Consider the following 19,493-nt stretch of genomic DNA (forward strand, 5'->3'; position numbering starts at 1 on the left):
CGATCCTATCAGGAAACAGGAGGTTTAACTTACTATGAAACGAACGTTTAATCCGATTAGCTCGCGGGTTCCGCACATGCTGCATGGCGCCGATTATAATCCGGAGCAATGGCTCCGTTATCCCGAAGTGCTCGAAGAGGATATCCGGCTGATGAAGCTGGCGAATTGCAACGTGATGTCCGTCGGCATATTTTCATGGGTTTCATTGGAGCCCGAGGAAGGGGTATTCACGTTTGATTGGCTTGACGGCGTATTGGACCGCTTTGCCGCCAATGGAATTTATGCTTTTCTGGCAACGCCAAGCGGCGCAAGACCGGCCTGGATGTCGGAGAAGTATCCCGAGGTGCTGCGCGTAAGCGAGAGGCGCGTTCGTAACCTGCACGGCTTTCGTCATAATCACTGTTATACTTCGCCGGTCTATCGGGAGAAGGTCCATACGATCAACAGGAAGCTTGCGGAGCGGTACGGCAACCATCCGGCCGTGATCGGCTGGCATATCTCTAATGAGTTTGGCGGCGATTGCCACTGCGACTACTGTCAGGACGCATTCCGGTCTTGGCTGCAGGCGAAGTACGCCACGCTGGATGACCTCAACCATGCCTGGTGGACCGCATTCTGGAGCCATACGATTACGGATTGGAGCCAGGTTGAATCTCCGTCGCCGCACGGGGAGACGCAGGTACATGGAATGAACCTGGATTGGAGACGGTTCGTAACCGATCAGACGGCGGATTTCATCCGGCACGAAACGGAACCCCTCCGCAGGGTCAATCCATCCCTTCCGGTGACGACCAACCTGATGGAATATTTTGAAGGACTGAATTACTGGAAGTTTGCCGATTTGCTGGACGTGGTATCCTGGGACAGCTATCCGACCTGGCATGATCAGGGCGGGGATGAGGCCGCGCAGGCAGCCCGCGTTGCCATGATGCACGATATCGTCCGCTCGATCAAAGGCGGGCAGCCGTGGATGCTGATGGAGAGCACCCCAAGTTTGACGAACTGGCAGCCGGTGAGCAAGCTGAAGCGTCCGGGTATGCATTTGCTGTCTTCCATGCAAGCCGTTGCCCATGGTTCGGATACGGTGCAATATTTTCAATGGCGCAAGAGCAGGGGATCGAGCGAGAAGCTGCACGGCGCCGTCGTCGATCATGTCGGTCATGAACACACGCGGGTGTTCGGCGACGTGGCTGAGGTCGGGGACTATCTCAACAAGATGGATGCCGTTGTAGGAACGGGCATTCCGGCGGAAGCGGCGGTCATTTTTGACTGGGAGAACCGCTGGGCCATCAACGATGCGCAAGGTCCGCGGAATAAGGGAGTCAAGTATGAGGAGACCGTGCAAGAGCATTACCGGGCTTTATGGAAGCAGGGAGTCCCGATGGATGTCATCGATATGGAGCAGGATTTCTCCGGATATAAACTGGTGGTCGCCCCCATGCTGTACATGGTGCGCCCAGGCGTGGGCGAACGGATTCAACAATTTGTGGAAGCGGGCGGCACATTTGTTGCGACGTATTGGTCGGGAATCGTCGACGAGTTTGACCTTTGCTTCCTTGGCGGATTTCCGGGTCCCCTTCGTAAGACGCTCGGCATATGGTCGGAGGAAATCGATGCTCTCCATGATCACGATGTCAATGGGATCGTAACGAGTGACGGAGGGGGGCTTGGCTTGGCCGAGGCCTATGAAGCCGTTGAGCTGTGCGACCTCATTCATCTGGAGACGGCGGAGGCGCTGGCCGTTTACCGGTCCGATTTCTATGCGGGACGGCCAGCATTGACGGTCAATCAGCTTGGGAAGGGCCGGGCCTATTATATCGCCTCCCGGAACAAGGAGCCTTTTCATTCCGATTTTTACAGGAAGCTCATTGAAGAGACAGGCGTCCGCCGGGCGCTGCCGGTGGAGCTGCCTTCTGGCGTCAGCTCATCCATACGTACGGATGGAGAGTCGGATTACATTTTTGTGATGAACTTCTCTGTCGAAGCGAAGCGGGTCACGCTGGACGGAGCCGATTACCGTGATTTTATCTCGTGCGAAGCCCTAGGGGCAGAGCTAGAGTTGGCGCCTTACGGAGTGAAGGTGATCAAAAAAGGAGCGAGAGCGTAAGCCGGCTCAGCCTTCCAATGTTCCGATTCGTTTCAAAACATGCCTCTTCCAGGGACAGGTGCCTTCGTGCGAAGCCTGTCCCTTCATCATGCACCGCGCCGCTCATTTGCCTATTCCATGTGATCGTCCTTTCCGCACCGGATCTGACATTTCGGCCCCTTGCGCCGGGTTCATTTTGCTTGGAAAAGGACCGGATATGTTGGCATTATGCCCTGTTGCTTCATATGGAAAACGCTTACAATTAGAGTGTCGCTTGCGCAGTGAACGAAAAACCAAGGAGGTATCGTAATGACTGGAGTCGCGAAAGGAGTTTGGTTCAGAATGTTTCTTTGCATGTCAATGCTTGCATTAACGTTCGGCTTTTCGGGTAACGACGCCGCCGAGGCGGCACCTGCCTTTGCAAAAGGTGCGGACATCAGCTGGGTTCCAGGTATGGAAGCTCAAGGGTATAAATGGAAGGACAAGACAGGGGTTCAGCGCGATATTCTGGACATTCTGAAGAACGATTACCAGATCAATTCGGCAAGGATCCGTGTCTGGGTCAATCCCAACATGAATGATTACATGAACGGTTATCTGAATGCGGAAAAAGCCGCCGAGCTGGCCCAGCGTGCCAAGAATAAGGGCATGAGCATTATGCTTACGCTGCATTACAGCGATTCCTGGGCGGATCCGGGACAGCAGAACAAGCCCTATGCTTGGCGTAATTTCACTTTTCAGCAGCTGATGGATGCGGTCTATTCCCATACCGTCTATGTGATGAACACCATAAAGAACAAGGGCGTGACTCCGGATTGGGTACAGGTCGGCAACGAAACCAACAACGGAATGTTGTGGGAGGACGGCAAGGCCTCAGCGAACATGAAGAATTACGCATGGCTCGTCAATACGGGGCATAACGCGGTGAAGTCCGTCAGCAGCCAGACCAAGACGATCGTTCATTTATCGAATGGCTACGACAATGAATTGTTCAAGTGGAATATTGGCGGCTTGATCAGCAACGGCGCGAACTTTGATATTATCGGCATGTCGCTGTACCCGGAAGCGGGCGATTGGTCATCGAAGGTCGATCAGACGATAGCCAATGCCAAAGACATGACCGCCAGATATGGAAAAAGCATCATGATCAGCGAAATCGGCATGGATTACAATCAGCCGGCGGCAGCCAAGAGCTTTATCCAGAGCATCAAGACCAAGGTGAGAGGCTTAGCGGGAGGTACCGGGCTGGGCGTGTTCTACTGGGAGCCTGAAGCTACGCCGGGATACAATGCGGGATACAACAAGGGAGCCTGGCAGGCTGACGGGAAGCCGACCATTGCCTTGGAAGGCTTTAAAGACTGAGCGTTCTAACCGGTATATTGAGCAAGAAGAACCCTGTTTCCGAGAAGGAGGAAGGGTTCTTCTCTTTTTTTTTCAGCCCTGCTGGCGCACGATCTGCACCTGTTCCGCATGTTTTCCCATTTTGCCCAGCAGTCCGATCAGCTGGCGCTTCTCTTCCTCGTCCAATCCTCCCAAGGCATGCTGGATGTGTTGTTCATGCAGCGGGTACAGCTTCTGCATCAATTGCTCTCCGGATGGAGTCAGCTCGGCATAGATCACTCGTCTGTCCTCGGGGCAGGGTCTGCGGCGCACGTAGCCTTTTTCAACCAGCTTATCGACCACGTAAGTTACGTTTCCGCTCTGCAGGAGCAGCTGTGCCCCGATCTGCTGGATGGGCTGGCGGCCTTTATAGAACAGTACTTCCATTACGGCAAAAGAGGTTGGATTAAAGCCTTCGATTTTACTGCCATTCACGACATGTTCGTTGACGCTCTTGAATGACTTGGCAAACACCCGATACAGGTGCATCGCAAGCTGTGTATCGCGTTCATGTGACACCTTCATACATTCTCCCGCCTTTGGTATGGACTCATGTCCTGAATTACTTCAAATCTAAGATTACGCTGAAATGTACAAATGCAACATGTGATTTGTCACAATGCGGACGAAACATTTTTCATCCTCCGGCTCCGGCAGCCACGATGCCTCCAGCCCGATACGCCCTTCGCGCGCCGATCCTATAATGAAATTCAAATGGGAAGAAAAGGGTGGGGGACATGAAGCAAGCACAAACCGCAGAATCCGCGGGGCTCAAACCGCTGCTGCTGTGCAAAGGCAGAATCGACAGGAAAGATGTTGCCGCTGCAGCAGGGAAAGGTGTCTATATGGTCCCTGAAACGACTACGATATAATGCAAGAATGTTTCGCTAAATGCAACTAATCCTTGCCCTGATGCGTAATACTGGGAATAGAGACAACGGATGGGGTGTTAGGATGCATAAGATTCAAGAGAATGGACTTGGGCCTGAACCGGTGCTGAAGGTGGATATTCAGGAGGCAGGATACGAACCAAGCCGCCCGCGCATACGGGATATATCGTTTCAAGTGGTGCCCGGCGAGCTTTTGGGTTTGATCGGACCGAACGGAGCGGGGAAAAGCACGACCATTAAGACGGTGCTGGGGCTTCTTAAAGATAGCAAGGCCGACGTCTATATTGCGGGCAGTCCTCCGCGATATGCTTACGTTCCCGAGCAGCCCGTGTTTTACGAGGACTTGACGCTGTGGGAGCATTTGGATCTGGCAGCCGCTGCTTTTGGAATGGACGATCAGCATTTCGAGGAGCAGGCCGCCCAGCTGCTTCGGCAGTTCGGCATGGAGTCGGTTCGCCATGAACTGCCGGGAGGCTTCTCCAAAGGAATGAAGCAGAAGATGATGCTGATGATCGGCTTTCTCTCCAAACCCGACGTTTATATCGTAGACGAGCCGTTTATCGGTTTGGATCCCCGGGCAACGCGCGATTTCCTGAATTTGCTGCTCGAGGAGAGGCGCCGCGGCGCCGGTGTATTGATGTCTACCCATGTGCTGGATACCGCGGAGAGAATTTGCGATCGATTTGTGCTCATTTCCGCAGGACGGATTGCCTCGGAGGGCACGCTGGACCAAATCCGGCAGTCCGCTGAACTTCCCGGCGCATCGTTGTTTGACTGCTTCGATGCGCTGACATGAGGGGGATGATGGATATGGAACGATCACATCACTTCAGACATCCGGGCTCCCTCTTATGGCGAAGGGTGACCGCTCATTGGAAGAATCAGCGCGACAATCTGGCGACGGTGGTCGACTGGGTCGTGATGCTCTACATTATTGTCCCCGGCCTTCTCTTGGGAGGCGGGTTATACCGCGAGTTATGGACGAGCCCGCTTCCCGGATGGGTACAATTCCTGCCGCTGCAAGCGGTGGTAGGGATCCTGCTCTTCATGTTTTCCGGCAGAGTGCTGCTATTCTTTGAAGAGGCCGACACGTTGTTTCTTCGCCAGCAGCGGGAATGGATGAAGGGATTAATGATCGGAGGCATGGCGTACAGTCATGCGGTTTCAACGATCAAGGGTTTGTTCATTTCGGTGCTGGCGCTGCCGATTCTCGTCAGGGAACATGAAATTACCGGAACTGCCCTGATGACATTGCTTGTGGTTACAGCCGTATGCGCCTCGTGCGCCAACCTATGGACGGCCATGATTCGTTCCCGTTATAAAGGCTGGCGGAAGCATCTGATGACGTATGTTGTACGCTGGCTATCATTCGGACTGCTGACGCTGCTTGTTACGTTTTGGCTTCAGTCCTATGTTGTGATATGGGCGGCGGTTTTGCTTCTACTCATACTGCTTTTTTTTCTCAGCCGAAAGCGTCTGGCCATGCAGGGGACCTTCCTGGCCGATGCGCGCGAAGATGCAAAGACTCGGGTCCAGCTGACGGAGAAGCTGCTGGTTCAAGCCGTCGGGAAACCGCCCAGCATACGAAGCAAAACCTGGTTTATGCGGAAGTCCGGCCGATTGTTCAAAGGCACGGCAGAGAAAAGGCTCGCCGACGCGGGGCTTAAAGCGATTTTGCGCCAACCTGAGAGCTTGTTATTGTACGTTCAGATTACGCTGGTCGGCATCCCGGCCGTCTGGCTGCCGCCGCTGATCATCAAAATCATCGTTTATGCCGCCCTTGTCTTGATGATGTCGTATTGGCTGAACACAAGATGGGCATTGTTTGCCAAAGCCGAATTCATGCATGTGCTTCCGTTTACGAATCAGCAGCATCGAGCCGCCGGCATTGTTGCGGTACGAGCTTTGCTCGCCGTTCCCGCATTTCTTTATTCGCTCGTGGCAGGGTTAACGCTTTTTCAGGGCGTAATGGGATGGCTCGCCGTGCTTGCATTGACCGTGCTTGCTCTCATGGTCGCGCCATCGCTCATGTCTTGGCCGGTATACAAGGAGGAGAAACGCCAACCTCAGGAATAATCAAAGCGCGCCGGAATGCTCCCGTCTACAGGGCATTCCGGCGCGCTTTTTTAATCGGCTATGTGCGATACGGACTCGGCGGCATGCTTGCCTGCCGTATATCCGGTCGCAAAGGCGGCCGTGATGTTGTAGCCGCCGGTGTATCCATGTATATCCATTATCTCGCCGCAGAAGAAGAGGCCGGGCATCAGCTTCGATTCCATGCTTTTGGGCTGGATTTCCTTGAGGCTGACGCCGCCGCCCGTCACGAAGGCCTCCTTCAGCGAACGGGTGCCTGAAGCGCGGAACGTAAACTTTTTAAGAACGGAGGCCAGGTTTTCCTGCGCGGCTTTGGATATGCCGCTGCAGATCATGTCGCTATCGATGGACGATTTGGATAACAGCAGCGGGATCATCCGCTCCGGCAGCATGCCCTTAAGCACGTTCTTGATGCTCTTTCGCGGCTCATCCTCCAATCGTCCTTTGAGCTCGGCCGCAAGCTCCGTTTGAGAGCGCTCGGGGAACATGTCGATGGCCATGTCCACGTTGACGACATCGAATTTCCGCTGCACCTGGCGGATGAACTGACTGCAGCGAAGCGCGATCGGTCCGGACACCCCGAAATGGGTAAACAGCATATCTCCCCGGTGGGCAATCACTTTTTTTCCTTTCGGATTCCAGACGGACAGCTCCACCTCCCGCAGTGACAAGCCCTGCAGCTCTTTAGAGGCAATAAAAGGCTCGGTAGACACGATAGGCACCTCGGTCGGATACAGCTCCGTTATCGTATGGCCTGCGGCTTCAGCCCATGGATAACCGTCTCCCGTCGAACCGGTCTGGGGCACGGATTGCCCGCCGGTGGCAATGATCACGCAGGAAGAGTGGATCACTTCCCCGGATTTCAGCTCGACCCCACACGTCCGGCCGTTCTCGTAGAGAACGCGGTTCACCGGGCTATTCGTCCGGATATCGGTACCGAGCTCCTTCACTTTGCCGATCAGGGCATTCACCACGCTGGAGGCTTTGTCCGTAACAGGGAACATGCGCCCGTTGTCTTCCTCCTTCAGCCGAATGCCAAGACCCTCGAAGAAGGTCATGATGTCCCTGTTGTTCCAATGCTGAAAAGCGCTGTATAAAAAGCGTCCGTTCCCCGGAATGTTGGCAATCAATTCATCCTGTTCTTTGGCATTCGTGACATTGCATCTTCCGCCGCCCGAGATGCCAAGCTTACGGCCTAGCTTGTCCCCTTTGTCGATCAAGAGGACAGAAGCTCCTCTTTCCCCTGCAGCCACGCAGGACATCAATCCGGAAGGTCCGCCTCCGACGACGATAATATCATAATCAAGCATGTTTGCTCATAGCTCCTTTGGGGGTATATCAATTAATAGATGGATCTTATTATATAGGATATTCACGAATTATCCCAAACCTCATGGATAGGACATAAGACGTGGGACTCCGTCGCCGCTGCAGGAATTTACAAGATATTGTAATATGATGTCGCCTGTGCTTTAATCAGAAATATTAGATGCGTTGTCCAATTGAGGTGATGGATCACTGTGCTGAGCCTATGGAAAGATATTTTGCTGCAAGTTTTGCTGTCTGGTACACTCATCTTTCATCTGCCGCTTCTCCTCGACAGACATCTAAAGTGCCTGAACAAGAAGAACCCGGATGATCTGCTTCGATTTCGCAAGCATATTGTCATTGCCAGCGGAATCAGCACCGTATTGTGCGTCTTGATTTCTGCAATGAGCGATTATTACGTTCCGATCCATCTTGGCGTGATCCCGTTATTTTTAGGCATATTATATGGAAGCAGGAGTTCAGGGCTATGTCTTGCAGTAATTTATGCCACAAGCCATGGGCTGATTAACGGCTGGTCAACGACCGGCCTCGTTCTGAATTTGCTTGTCTTGGGATACTCGCTATTACCTAGGGTATCCTCCAATTTCAAGCAAGGCTCCATGACCGAAAAGATTTATTGGCTCTGGAGCGCGCTCGTTCCGGCTATGCTGATTATTGTAGCCTGCCACGCGATGGAAGGAAAGGCTAGGAATGACGATCTGAATCCGGACACGATTCTGGTGACCATTCTGTATATGCTGATCGGCATTTTTTATTCGGGCGTGATCGTGTATTGGATCGAATTAACCTCTGGGCGTCTGGCTTCGGGCCAGTACGACGTGAAGGGCGGAGAGATTGCTTCATTAACGAAAATGATGGAGATGATTCCTTTAGGGATGGTTGCGGTGGATCGCAGCGGCAATATCATCGCCTTTAATCAACCGCTTATCCGCAGCTTTCGAAGCGTGTTTCCCAATCTGACCACCAAGGATGTCATCGGCAGGCCGTTGTTCGACTTGTTGGAGGGCATGATTCAAAAGGAACATCTGCGCAGCCGATTTCAGAGAGCCATAAACGGTGTCGAAAGCACCGGGGAAATTATGCGCAGCGCTACTAGAGTGTATTCTACCGGCATTTATCCGCTTATACATAATGGGAACGGCGACATCATGGGTGCGGTAGGCATTATGGAAGACATTACGGAGCTTGAGAAGCTCCGCACGGAATTTATTAATGTAGAACGGTTAAGCTTGGTCGGCCAAATGGCGGCAAGCATCACCCACGAGATTCGCAACCCGATGGCTGTCGTGCGCGGATTTCTGCAGCTTATGAAAGAGAAGAGTCCGGATACGCTGGATCATTATTACCGGATCGTCATGGAAGAGCTCGATCGGGCCAATGGCATCATCAGCGACTTTTTGTCCCTGGCCCAGAACCGGGCAGCCGAGAAAGAAGAGTGCCACCTTCATGACATTATCCATGAGCTCAGCCCGCTCTTGTGGGCGGACGCCAATTTGCGCGGACAGAACATCGAGCTGAAACTGGGAACCGGCATTCCCGAACTGTATCTGAATGCCAAGGAGATGAAGCAGCTCATTCTGAACTTGTGCCGCAATGGGATGGAGGCCATGGATGACAAGGGGACGTTGACGATCGAAACCCGGCTGGAAGGAGACCTCGCCCAGTTGTATGTGGCGGATACCGGAATCGGCATACCGGAGAATGAGCTGGAGCGCTTGTTTGAACCTTTCTTTACCACGAAGAGCAAGGGGACGGGGCTTGGACTCGCCCTGTGCATGAGCATTGTACAGCGTCATCATGGAACGATAGACGTAAAATCGCACCTAGGCGAGGGCACGGTGTTCATCATTTCTTTTCCTGTCCGCTCGTACCCGCACGGCCTGACGGAATCCCAGAGCGCTGCCGCTTCCGAATAAACGGTCTGTTAATTACGCATCATAAGGCAGAGCTCAGGGTAAAGGAGGGATTCGGATGAGTAAGAACGATTCCAAGCAACAGGAGCAGCAGGAGCGTGAAAACAAAGATCGCCGTGGCGAGCCCATCGTTGACAAGAAAAAGGACGGGGTAAACTATCCTGCTACCTAGTATGATGATTGAAGCAAGAAGACGGGCGGTATCCCATTTTGTGATGCTGCTCGTTTTGTATTTTCTTGCTTTCACTCTTTAGGATTGTATAATATAGATATCGATGAGCTGTTATAATTCGAACAATCTTGTTTATATAAGGAGTGAAGCAGTTATGGGTATGTCTTTTGACCGATATATGCGCGATATGGTTCAACCGATGCGGGATGAACTGACCAGTTTGGGAATCAAGGAGCTCACAACACCTGAAGAGGTGGAAGAAGTGCTTCCGGAGGCGAAAGGCACAACGCTGGTCGTTGTAAACTCCGTATGCGGATGCGCAGCAGGGCAAGCACGTCCTGGTGTAGCCATTGCGCTTGAGAACCAGGTGAAGCCGGATCATTTGTATACCGTGTTCGCCGGACAGGATAAGGAAGCAACGGCGAAAGCCCGTGAGTATTTTGCTCCGTATCCTCCGTCCTCCCCATCGATTGCGCTGCTGAAGGACGGGGAATTGGTACACTTTATTGAGCGTCATCAAGTGGAGAACCGTTCCGCCGAGGAAATCGCCGCAGATTTGACCGACGCATTCAATCGCTACTGCCAGTAATTCGGCAGTTACATAGGCCCCGAAGCATTCGGCATATTCCGAAGCCGCGGGGCTTTTGTTGTATGAATGAAGTACTTAAGTTAGAGAGAACATACTGAAAGGAGTCATCTATCATGAGCCTGCAAGAACAAATTATCGCTGAACTGGGTGTCAAGCCTACGATTAACGTGGAGGAAGAGGTACGCAAGCGCGTGGATTTCCTGAAAAACTACGTGAAGAACTCCGGCACTTCCGGACTGCTGATCGCCATTAGCGGCGGGATCGATTCGGCCGTGGCCGCCGGCCTGTGCAAGCGGGCTACAGACGAGCTCACGGAGGAGAACGGCAAGGAATACAAGACGCTCGGGGTGTTCCAGCCATACGGCGAACAGGCCGATATTTCCGACAGCTACGCAACGGCGAAGGCCTTCGATTTGAAATATACCGTCGAGACCAATATCGAGGAGGCGGTGAACGAGGTTGCTTTGGAAGTGGAGCATGGCCTGAAGAATATCGGCGTCCATCAACATATGAGTATCCCCGGCAAAGGCAACGTGAAGGCCAGAGTGCGTATGGTGGTACAATATGCGCTGGCATTCGAGCAGAATTTGATCGTTGTCGGCACGGACCATGCATCCGAGGCGATTACCGGCTTCTATACCAAGTGGGGGGACGGCGCAGTGGACATTACGCCGCTGAGTTCCCTGAACAAGCGTCAGGTTCGCATGCTTGCATCCTATTTGGGGGTACCGCAATCGATTCTGGACAAAGCGCCTTCTGCCGGACTTTGGGAAGGACAGACGGACGAGAAAGAGCTCGGAATCAGCTATGATGATAACAGCGACTATCTGGAAGGCAAAACGATCAATCCCGAGGTTCAGCAGAAGCTTGAGAGCTATTACGTCAAAACGGCGCACAAGCGCAATACGATTCCAGGCATCTAACATAACCATATCCCAAGCGCAACAAGCCTTTCGGAGGATATCCCATCCCCCGGAAGGCTTTATATTTTTTATAGAGACTAGGTATATATGATGTTGTAGGTCGGTTTGAGAACGCCGTTGGCATATTGCTTCATATCGATCAAATCGAACTTCAACCTGGGTTTGACACTGCCGAATAACGGAACACCGTCACCAACCATCACTGGATTAATTTTTAAAACCAGCTGATCGATGAGTTTATGCTGGAGCAGGCTTCCTGCCAATTCTCCGCCGCCGCACAGCCACAGCTTGCCCTCTGCCTGCTCTTTGAGATGACGGATGAAGGGGATGGCGTCCTCCTTGATCAATTCAACCTCATCGTTGGATTCGAATTCTAACGAACGTGAGAATATATAATGCTTAAGACCTTTGTAACCTGGCTCCCCCGGCTTAGCCCCCATCTTAAAACCAAACGCATACGTTTTTCCGCCCATGAGGACCGCCTCATAGTCCTGGATTTCCGCTAGAAAGTCCGGAACATGTTCCCCATCGAATAAAAAAAGGGTCTGATCGATTCTTCCCTCCATCATGGCCTGATCAGCGATAAAATAGTCAAGCGAAACGGCAACGTGATAAATTAATGTACCCAAAACATGATTCCTCCTTTGTTTTATATGCTGTTTTGTTCAGTTTATATGGATAAAATTTGAAATACAACAAATGTATTTAATTCATGCTGTTGTAACACCGTAGTCTCGCGTTGGCGGACATCGACTGCTACAATAAGAAGGAGTGTTTATTTTTTTGGAACAGGAAGACTGGATCAACGAAGGGGAGCAGACGATTGTGATCTACGGAATCGGGCATGATGTGCTGGACATGAAGCGAATGGAGACGTTGATGACAGGCCCGCATGGAGAGAAGTTCATTCAGCGCGTGCTTACGCAGCAAGAGCAGGCCGTTGCCGCTAAGAAGGGGGCAAGACGGACGGAGTTTATTGCCGGGCGTTTTGCTGCCAAGGAGGCGATATCCAAGGCATTTGGCTGCGGAATCGGCCGCCTGATCGGATTCCATGACATGGAAGTAATGCCGGGTGCTCTCGGCAGGCCGGAAGCCAGTCTGTCCAAGGAAGCCTGGGACCGCCTGGGCTTGGGGGGCCCAGCCCATTATGCGATTCATTTGACGATTTCCCATCAGGCCACGCTGGCTTCCGCCTTCGCCGTGGTGGAGAAGATCAAGTAAGGAAGACGAAGGAGATTACGAATAGATGCTTAACACGGAACACAAACGATACTTCAGCCAAGTGCTGCTGGATTGGTATGAAATCAATAAACGGGATCTGCCATGGCGCAGGCATCGCGATCCTTATTATATATGGGTATCTGAAATTATGCTGCAGCAGACCCGGGTAGATACGGTGATCCCGTATTTCCATCGGTTTATCGAGCGGTTTCCGACGATCCAATCGCTTGCGGACGCGCCGGAGGACGATGTATTGAAATGCTGGGAGGGTCTGGGCTATTATTCCCGCGCACGCAACCTTCAGGCTGCCGCAAGACAAGTGACGGAGCAGTACGATGGCGTGATGCCCAGCGGCAAAGACGAAGTGTCGGGTCTGAAAGGGATAGGGCCCTATACCTCGGGCGCCATTCGCAGCATCGCGTTCAACATTCCGGCCGCGGCCGTGGACGGCAACGTGATGCGCGTGCTTTCCCGTTATTTTTTGATCGAGGAAGATATCATGAAAGTGAAAACCCGTACCAAGATGGAGGATCTGGTGCTGACGCTGGTTCCGGATGGACGGGCCTCGGATTTCACCCAGGCGCTGATGGAGCTGGGGGCCTTGATCTGTACGCCGAAGTCGCCCAAATGCCTGGTATGTCCGGTCATGGAGCATTGTTCGGCTCGGCTGGAGGGCAAAGAGGAATCGCTTCCTATTAAAACGAAGGCCAAGCCGCCGCGTCCTGAATACCGTCTTACCGCGATTGTAGAGGGCACCGGCGTGCACGAAGGCAAGATCCTGATCCGCAAGCGTCCAGCCGCCGGTTTATTGGCCGGGATGTGGGAGCTGCCGCATGTGATCGTATCGGCCGATGGGAGCAGCGTACCGGCTGCAATGCCCGAGGAGACGGCGATGGTCCGCTTGCGCGATGCCTTGCTGGAGGATGGGGTCCCGGTCCAGCCGATCGGCCATGTGATGGACGCGGAGCATACCTTTAGCCATATTCAATGGAATATAAGCGTATACCGCTGTAAGTGGCAGGATGTGCCGCCGGCAGTCCTGCAGGCTGCGGAAAGCGCGGCTGCATATGAGACGGGAGAAGAGAATTTCCGGTGGATTCACGTTCAGGATATGGAGCGTTACGCATTTCCCAATGTATTCATCCGGATTCTGAATGCCTATTTCTCATCTTGAAGCCGCTTTTGCCTTTTTCATTAGGATGTAATGCAGAAGAGGTTTGTAAGGAGTCGTGAAGCTTTTGCATAGTTGGAAGAATGCGTTGTTGTACATTTTTGGCATCGGGATCTCCAATCTCGGGAACTGGATCTATCTGGTTGCCATCAATTTGCTCGTGCTCCACATGACGGGGTCTCCCGCGGCAGTGGCCGGATTGTTCATCATCCGGCCGCTCGCTACCCTGTTGACCAACTCCTGGGCGGGCAGCATCATCGACAGGGCGAACAAGCGCAGGCTTATGATGATCACCGATGTGATCCGGGGGGCCTTGATCGCCCTGATTCCCTTCATGTCCTCGGTGTGGGGCATCTATGGCATCATGTTTCTGATTAACGTGGCGGGCTCTTTCTTTGGGCCTACGTCCATGACGTACGTAACGAAGCTGATTCCGGCAGAGGAACGAAAGCGGTTCAACGCATGGTCCAGCTTTACGACTTCCGGCGCGGTGCTGCTTGGACCCGCCTTATCCGGCCTGTTGATCGCCTACACGGATATTCGGGTCAGCATCGTCATCAATGCGGTATCCTTCCTGATCTGTGCGCTTGTCATCTATTTCCTTCCCGATGTGGATGAAGAGGAGGCGGCAGACAGCAAGCGGGAGGCCATGACGATGAGAATGCTGCTTCGGGACTGGGCCGCGGTGATCGATTTCGGAAAGGCCGCGAAGTATTTTATGCTCGTATACGTGCTGTTTCAATCCGCCACGCTGCTTGGTTTTGCGCTTGATTCCCAGGAGGCCACGTTCATTAAGCAGGTGCTGCTCCTCGGCGACGAGGATTACGGATTGCTTGTCAGCGTTGCGGGAGCAGGGTATCTGGCAGGCTCGATGGCTGCGTCTTTATCCGTTAAACGGCTGTCGCTGCGTATGTTTATCGGTGCAGGGATGCTCCTGTCGAGCATCGGCTATATGATCTTCTATGCGGCATCGGGCCTCATGACGGCCGTAATCGGTTTTATCGTGTTTGGTTTCTTCTCTTCGTATGCCAACGCGGGCTATACCACCTTTTTTCAAAACCAGGTACCCGTTGATCTCATGGGACGCTTTACGAGCGTGACCCGACTGCTGGAAGGGATGCTGCAGATTCTCTTCACGCTCCTGCTCGGTTTTGCCGCCGATGCCTGGTCGCTGCAGGCCGTATGCCTGATCGGTGCAGGCGCAGCGGTTCTGTCCTCGGCCATGCTGCTGGCGGTCATCTACTCGCCGTCCAAAGCGCGTTATTATGAGACCGGCCCTGCGGCAGCGGCAAACGATGCGTAGGAGAATTCAATGAAAATGAAAAGGCTGCTTTCGCGGTAGACAGGGTCTACGGCGGAGAGCAGCCTTTTTTGTGATATGAGATCGGTTGTAGTCAGACGATATTACTTCGCGTTGTCGTAACGTTTGCCGACTTCTTCCCAGTTTACAACATTCCAGAATGCGGAGATGTAGTCCGGGCGTTTGTTTTGATATTTCAGGTAGTAAGCATGCTCCCAAACGTCCAGGCCGAGGAGAGGAGTTTGACCTTCCATGATCGGGCTGTCTTGGTTAGGAGTGCTGGTTACCGCCAGTTTGCCGTCTTTAACAACGAGCCAAGCCCAGCCGCTGCCGAAACGAGTTGTAGCCGCTTTGGCGAAATCTTCCTTGAATTTATCGAAGCCGCCGAGCTCGCTGTTGATGGCATCAGCCAAAGCGCCGGTTGGTTGCCCGCCGCCGTTTGGTCCGATCACTTCCCAGAACAGGGAGTGGTTAGCATGGCCGCCGCCGTTGTTGCGAACCGCTGTGCGGATGCTTTCCGGTACAGCATCAAGGTTGCCGATCAGATCCTCAAGGGATTTGCCTTGAAGCTCAGGAGCGTTCTCAAGAGCAGCGTTCAAGTTGGTTACGTAGGTATTATGGTGGCGATCATGGTGGATCTCCATCGTTTGTGCGTCGATGTGGGGCTCGAGCGCGTCGTTTGCGTAAGGAAGTGCTGGTAATTGAAATGCCATAGTAAAAACCTCCTGTAAATTTAGTTTTTGGTTATGATGAAAGGCCTTCCTTCATCAGGAAGCCTTTATCATCCCGGAGCAATGGAATATGTAATCCGGCTACACTACATATATTAAACCGTTTTGGGTGATTAAATCAACTTTTATGTTTGAAAAGTCCGCGAGAGCCGTTTTAACGCTTAAAGAATGTTGTTTCGCCGCAATGGAAAATGATGAAAAACTTTCCTAAGAAAGTTGTCGTTATATATATAGCCTTGAAGAAATCTGTACTTATAGATGGAGCATGAAAGGGATAGATCGAGGTAGAAAGGAGTCGTAACATGAATAGTACAAAGTTCAGAGTGACGGCCATCTTGATGGCTGCGATTCTGGCTGCGGCACCGCAAGTCGAAGCTGCTGCATCTAAGACGGAGACATCGCAGATCGCGAAGTCGGCCGTGCAGAAAAATGCAAATCTGGCCTGGAGCGTGAAGCTGGGCAGCAACGTCACGGCGAAGCTCGACCATGCCGACGTATGGCAGCAAAACGGGTCGCATGCGGCGGTATTTACCCTGACCTATAAAAATGGGGGCAAGAGCGCGGCGCGCCTGGTATCTTACTTTCCCAAGGTGGTCCTTCCCGGCGGTTCCGTGAGCGCGGCCAATCCCATTTCCAAGGACCTGGCCAAGAAAAAGGTAGAGCCCGGGCAAAGCGTGAGCGTCACTTACTATGCGAAGACCGACAGCAGCTCTTTGGCCGGCATGAAGCTGGTCATGGACGTATGGAATCCGCAGGTCAAAGGCTACCTGCAGCGCGTCGGAACGTACAGAATGCCCGCCAATTATTCCGCTGCCGTCCCAACGGGCTCAAGCACCAAGCTGAAGCTGGGCGGAACGCCGGTTACCGTACAGGCGGAATCGCTGGAGATCATCAAGTACGACGGCAAAGTCATCGCCAAAGTCGGGATGTATATGACCAATCATGGCGGCAAGGTATGGAACGATCGGGGATTCGAGCCGCATTTGGTAACGGCAAGCGGCAATTCGTTCCCTTTGCGTCATGAGGCGGGGGCAGAGGGGGTGCCTGTCCAGCCCAAAGAAAAGAAACTGGTTTACTACATAACGGAAGTTCCCTCTTACCTGAAGACGGCCGGCCTGCGTTTCTTATGGACCGAAAACGATGACACGCTGAAGCTGTCCCTGCCTGTCGCCTCATTCAAGCTGCCGGCGGCAACAGCTCCGAAGTGGGACGTCAAGGCGGGCGAAGCCAAGAAGTTGACCATCCGGGGGATTCCGGTCGATGCCAGAATACGCCAGTCTTCGCTGCGTGCCTCCGGGGGACAGGGCATATGGACCATCGAGATGGCCTTCAAGAACAAGGGTAAAAAATCGGTGGAGGTTCCGGCCTACGAGTTCGCGATTAAAGCATCCGAAGGCTCCTTCCATCCTTATACGCCGGACGCCAAAGCGGGCTTGACGCTCCGCCCCGGGGAAGAGAAAACGATGGTGATGGAAATCGCGCTTCCGCTTGATCTCAAGCAGGACCGGCTGAAGCTGCAAATGATCGGGGCATCAGGCACGGCCGGCTCATCCAAACCGCCCGCGAATCCGGGTGAGTCGGGCAGCGAGCCGACCTCCGAGGTCCAGGAGCCGTTGACCTTGCCGATTGCATACTTTGCCATCCCGTACCAAACGGAACGCAAGTCATCCATCGGCGTGGAATACGGCGCGCAGTCGGCCAAAGGATTTGCGTACACGCTGGAATCCATCCAGCGCCTTCCGTGGCAGGACCAGGACCTGATCGTGGCGAAGCTGCGGCTGCGGAATACCCAGGAATCCAAATCGCTGCCGCTGCCAGAGCTTAAAGCGAACGTCACGGCGGATGAAAAAACAAGCTTGGCCGGCCCGGAGGTCATCGCTGAGGAGCAGGGCTCCCTGATTGCGCCGGGGGCATCAACCGAGGTGTACGTCATGGCGCGGATCCCGTATACGAAGGATATCCGTTCGCTCCGTTTCGAGCTGTTTACGCAGCAGGAGACGGCGAAAACGTCGTTCCTGACCATGACCACGTCCGGGATGATGCAGTCGATCGGCGTTCTGGAGAAAGGGAAGCCGTATACGGTCACGGTTGCGGGTAAACGTGCGGAGGCACAAGAACGGCGGACGGTCATCTATGAAGGAGCAGACTCCGATATCGTCTATTCGGAATTCGTGCTGACCAGCAACGAACAGCGCCGCGTTCAAGCCGCAGTGCTGAAAGGGTACTTCCAAAGCGCGGACGGCAGGATTTATGAAGCGGAGACCCTTCAGCCGGAAGCGGCCCTTCAGCCGGGATCCAGGCAGTCGATCGTCTTTTGGGCCCGAGTGCCGAAAGGGGCTGCCAGCGAATTGGGCCTGGCCCTCGGCACGGCGATGTCCGGAGGCAAGCTTGCGGAAACGGGCAAGGACGCTACGGGTGTGCTGGGCGTGAAAAAATTGATGCTGAATCCGGCCAGACCTGCGGCAAGCTCCGGCCTGACGCAGCTCGATTGGTATCCTTACAGCGTTTCGGTCACGAAAGCGGCTGGGCATTTACAGGAGGGCAGTTCCACCATATCGCTCAATGCCACGTTGGATGTGAAACGGAGCGAGAGCATTGCGGCCGCGGATTCCGGCCGCAAGCTGATACTCATCATCAAGGACAGCCTCGGACAAACACAGGAGCGGACGCTTACGCCAGGCACCGATATCCAAGTGCCGGGCACCCGGTCGATATCGATGGAGCTGACGGACGAGCAGTACAAAAAGCTCCGCGGCGGCTGGTTTAACTTGACCCTTGTGGACGAATTCCAGAACGAGCGGATCACGCTGGGCAGCCAGAGCTACAACCTGACGTTCCAGCCCCTTCTGGACCCGAACGAGGAGAGATAGACTAAGAACCGGAAAGGAATAGCGAACATGCTGCGTTTGGAAAATGTATCGCACAGCTTTAAGAACGGCAACGAAGTGTTAAAGGTGCTTCATAACATCCAGTTCGAAGTCCAGAAGGGCGAGATGATTGCACTGCTCGGCAGCTCCGGATCGGGCAAGTCCACGCTGCTCAACTTGATGGCCGGGCTGATGAAACCGACCGAAGGCCATATTTATATTGCGGATCAGGATATCGTCAAATACGGGGAAAACAAGCTTGCCGTTTTTCGGCGCAAGCATATCGGATTTATTTTTCAGGCTTACGAATTGATTCCGACACTCACGGTTCGTGAGAACGTGGAGCTTCCGCTTGTTTTTCAATCCGTTTCTCCGTCCAAGCGCCGCAAGAAAGCGATGGAGCTTCTGGAGATGACGGGGATCGGCGATAAGGCTTCGCTGTACCCATCCCAGCTGTCCGGCGGACAGCAGCAGCGCGTCAGTATTGCCCGCTCGTTGATTACCGAGCCTTCCGTCATTTTTGCGGACGAGCCGACGGGCAACCTGGACACCAAAACGGAAGAGGAAATTATCCGAATCATGATGTCGCTGAACGAGTCCATGAAGACGACGTTTGTCATCGTTACCCATGAGATGGAAGTCGCCGCCCAAATGAAAAAAACGATTATGCTCCGCGACGGTTATTTGGTTCAGCCGGAGAACTACGCAACTTCCACGGGAGGGCAGCGGGGGCCGAGCGCCCCTTCGCCCCTGTCCGGGGTCCCGGTTCATTCGGAGGAGGCAGGTGAGGTCAGCTGAGATTTTTAGACAGCATACGGCTGGCATGG

The 19,493-nt window shown here is 53.5% G+C and carries 17 protein-coding genes; 13 read left to right on the plus strand and 4 right to left on the minus strand.

What is annotated here, in order from left to right:
- Nucleotides 1–34 precede the first annotated feature (34 nt).
- Together P0X86_RS03965 and P0X86_RS03970 are read left to right on the plus strand one after the other, a co-directional pair.
- The gene (locus P0X86_RS03965) at nucleotides 35–2,107 is read left to right on the plus strand and encodes a beta-galactosidase (protein WP_277747832.1); all 2,073 of its coding nucleotides are present in this window, start codon (nucleotides 35–37) and stop codon (nucleotides 2,105–2,107) included.
- 333 nt (nucleotides 2,108–2,440) lie between these two features.
- Nucleotides 2,441–3,448, plus strand: coding sequence for a glycoside hydrolase family 53 protein (locus tag P0X86_RS03970; protein WP_277747833.1), 1,008 nt, complete (start codon nucleotides 2,441–2,443; stop codon nucleotides 3,446–3,448).
- Between the two features lie 72 nt (nucleotides 3,449–3,520).
- Here the strand turns inward: P0X86_RS03970 and P0X86_RS03975 are convergent, their stop codons facing one another.
- Nucleotides 3,521–3,991 (minus strand): MarR family winged helix-turn-helix transcriptional regulator, encoded by a 471-nt coding sequence (locus tag P0X86_RS03975; protein ID WP_012819005.1) that lies wholly within the window; start codon nucleotides 3,989–3,991, stop codon nucleotides 3,521–3,523.
- Between the two features lie 212 nt (nucleotides 3,992–4,203).
- Here P0X86_RS03975 and P0X86_RS03980 point away from each other — a divergent pair, with 212 nt between their 5' ends.
- The 3 genes from P0X86_RS03980 (at nucleotide 4,204) to P0X86_RS03990 (ending at nucleotide 6,432) form a co-directional block, all read left to right on the plus strand.
- Nucleotides 4,204–4,338 carry a hypothetical protein gene (locus P0X86_RS03980; RefSeq protein ID WP_277747834.1) on the plus strand — a complete coding sequence of 45 codons (135 nt, stop codon included), beginning with the start codon at nucleotides 4,204–4,206 and terminating at the stop codon, nucleotides 4,336–4,338.
- Between the two features lie 82 nt (nucleotides 4,339–4,420).
- Nucleotides 4,421–5,152 (plus strand): ABC transporter ATP-binding protein, encoded by a 732-nt coding sequence (locus P0X86_RS03985; protein ID WP_192569744.1) that lies wholly within the window; start codon nucleotides 4,421–4,423, stop codon nucleotides 5,150–5,152.
- 14 nt (nucleotides 5,153–5,166) lie between these two features.
- The gene (locus tag P0X86_RS03990; RefSeq protein ID WP_277747835.1) at nucleotides 5,167–6,432 is read left to right on the plus strand and encodes an ABC transporter permease; all 1,266 of its coding nucleotides are present in this window, start codon (nucleotides 5,167–5,169) and stop codon (nucleotides 6,430–6,432) included.
- A gap of 50 nt (nucleotides 6,433–6,482) precedes the next feature.
- Here the strand turns inward: P0X86_RS03990 and P0X86_RS03995 are convergent, their stop codons facing one another.
- The gene (locus P0X86_RS03995) at nucleotides 6,483–7,760 is read right to left on the minus strand and encodes a BaiN/RdsA family NAD(P)/FAD-dependent oxidoreductase (RefSeq protein WP_277747836.1); all 1,278 of its coding nucleotides are present in this window, start codon (nucleotides 7,758–7,760) and stop codon (nucleotides 6,483–6,485) included.
- Between the two features lie 210 nt (nucleotides 7,761–7,970).
- On the opposite strand from P0X86_RS03995, the gene P0X86_RS04000 reads away from it, so the two are divergent.
- The 3 genes from P0X86_RS04000 (at nucleotide 7,971) to nadE (ending at nucleotide 11,376) form a co-directional block, all read left to right on the plus strand.
- The gene (locus P0X86_RS04000) at nucleotides 7,971–9,695 is read left to right on the plus strand and encodes a two-component system sensor histidine kinase NtrB (RefSeq protein ID WP_213580205.1); all 1,725 of its coding nucleotides are present in this window, start codon (nucleotides 7,971–7,973) and stop codon (nucleotides 9,693–9,695) included.
- Nucleotides 9,696–10,018: 323 nt separating this feature from the next.
- Entirely contained in the window at nucleotides 10,019–10,453 is a 435-nt protein-coding gene (locus tag P0X86_RS04005; RefSeq protein WP_009594942.1) for a BrxA/BrxB family bacilliredoxin, read from the plus strand.
- Nucleotides 10,454–10,566: 113 nt separating this feature from the next.
- The gene (nadE, locus tag P0X86_RS04010; RefSeq protein ID WP_009594931.1) at nucleotides 10,567–11,376 is read left to right on the plus strand and encodes an ammonia-dependent NAD(+) synthetase; all 810 of its coding nucleotides are present in this window, start codon (nucleotides 10,567–10,569) and stop codon (nucleotides 11,374–11,376) included.
- A gap of 77 nt (nucleotides 11,377–11,453) precedes the next feature.
- Here the strand turns inward: nadE and P0X86_RS04015 are convergent, their stop codons facing one another.
- The gene (locus P0X86_RS04015; protein WP_277747837.1) at nucleotides 11,454–12,005 is read right to left on the minus strand and encodes a dihydrofolate reductase family protein; all 552 of its coding nucleotides are present in this window, start codon (nucleotides 12,003–12,005) and stop codon (nucleotides 11,454–11,456) included.
- A 196-nt stretch (nucleotides 12,006–12,201) separates the two neighbouring features.
- On the opposite strand from P0X86_RS04015, the gene acpS reads away from it, so the two are divergent.
- The 3 genes from acpS to P0X86_RS04030 all read left to right on the plus strand — a co-directional run bounded on the left by acpS (nucleotide 12,202) and on the right by P0X86_RS04030 (nucleotide 15,071).
- A complete protein-coding gene (gene acpS, locus P0X86_RS04020; protein WP_096777114.1) occupies nucleotides 12,202–12,597 on the plus strand; it encodes a holo-ACP synthase in 396 nt (131 codons plus the stop codon).
- 25 nt (nucleotides 12,598–12,622) lie between these two features.
- Entirely contained in the window at nucleotides 12,623–13,771 is a 1,149-nt protein-coding gene (gene mutY, locus P0X86_RS04025; protein ID WP_277747838.1) for an A/G-specific adenine glycosylase, read from the plus strand.
- 64 nt (nucleotides 13,772–13,835) lie between these two features.
- Nucleotides 13,836–15,071: an MFS transporter gene (locus tag P0X86_RS04030; RefSeq protein ID WP_096777014.1), complete on the plus strand. Its 1,236-nt coding sequence runs from the start codon at nucleotides 13,836–13,838 to the stop codon at nucleotides 15,069–15,071.
- Between the two features lie 101 nt (nucleotides 15,072–15,172).
- On the opposite strand, the gene P0X86_RS04035 is transcribed toward P0X86_RS04030, so the two are convergent.
- A complete protein-coding gene (locus P0X86_RS04035) occupies nucleotides 15,173–15,781 on the minus strand; it encodes a superoxide dismutase (RefSeq protein WP_009594941.1) in 609 nt (202 codons plus the stop codon).
- Nucleotides 15,782–16,101: 320 nt separating this feature from the next.
- Between P0X86_RS04035 and P0X86_RS04040 the strand changes: the two genes are divergently transcribed.
- A complete protein-coding gene (locus P0X86_RS04040; protein ID WP_277747839.1) occupies nucleotides 16,102–18,669 on the plus strand; it encodes a hypothetical protein in 2,568 nt (855 codons plus the stop codon).
- 27 nt (nucleotides 18,670–18,696) lie between these two features.
- Nucleotides 18,697–19,464 (plus strand): ABC transporter ATP-binding protein, encoded by a 768-nt coding sequence (locus tag P0X86_RS04045; RefSeq protein WP_012819016.1) that lies wholly within the window; start codon nucleotides 18,697–18,699, stop codon nucleotides 19,462–19,464.
- Nucleotides 19,465–19,493: the final 29 nt, after the last annotated feature.

Origin of the sequence: Paenibacillus sp. BR1-192, from assembly GCF_029542445.1 — a bacterium.
GTDB lineage: Bacteria > Bacillota > Bacilli > Paenibacillales > Paenibacillaceae > Paenibacillus_AQ > Paenibacillus_AQ lautus_A.

Bases quoted from the DNA above. Each gene is read 5' to 3' on its own strand.
- P0X86_RS03965 (WP_277747832.1), top strand. From the start codon at position 35: ATGAAACGAACGTTTAATCCGATTAGCTCGCGGGTTCCGCACATGCTG.
- P0X86_RS03970 (WP_277747833.1), top strand. From the start codon at position 2,441: ATGTCAATGCTTGCATTAACGTTCGGCTTTTCGGGTAACGACGCCGCC.
- P0X86_RS03975 (WP_012819005.1), bottom strand. From the start codon at position 3,991: ATGAAGGTGTCACATGAACGCGATACACAGCTTGCGATGCACCTGTAT.
- P0X86_RS03980 (WP_277747834.1), top strand. From the start codon at position 4,204: ATGAAGCAAGCACAAACCGCAGAATCCGCGGGGCTCAAACCGCTGCTG.
- P0X86_RS03985 (WP_192569744.1), top strand. From the start codon at position 4,421: ATGCATAAGATTCAAGAGAATGGACTTGGGCCTGAACCGGTGCTGAAG.
- P0X86_RS03990 (WP_277747835.1), top strand. From the start codon at position 5,167: ATGGAACGATCACATCACTTCAGACATCCGGGCTCCCTCTTATGGCGA.
- P0X86_RS03995 (WP_277747836.1), bottom strand. From the start codon at position 7,760: ATGCTTGATTATGATATTATCGTCGTCGGAGGCGGACCTTCCGGATTG.
- P0X86_RS04005 (WP_009594942.1), top strand. From the start codon at position 10,019: ATGGGTATGTCTTTTGACCGATATATGCGCGATATGGTTCAACCGATG.
- nadE (WP_009594931.1), top strand. From the start codon at position 10,567: ATGAGCCTGCAAGAACAAATTATCGCTGAACTGGGTGTCAAGCCTACG.
- mutY (WP_277747838.1), top strand. From the start codon at position 12,623: ATGCTTAACACGGAACACAAACGATACTTCAGCCAAGTGCTGCTGGAT.
- P0X86_RS04035 (WP_009594941.1), bottom strand. From the start codon at position 15,781: ATGGCATTTCAATTACCAGCACTTCCTTACGCAAACGACGCGCTCGAG.
- P0X86_RS04040 (WP_277747839.1), top strand. From the start codon at position 16,102: ATGAATAGTACAAAGTTCAGAGTGACGGCCATCTTGATGGCTGCGATT.
- P0X86_RS04045 (WP_012819016.1), top strand. From the start codon at position 18,697: ATGCTGCGTTTGGAAAATGTATCGCACAGCTTTAAGAACGGCAACGAA.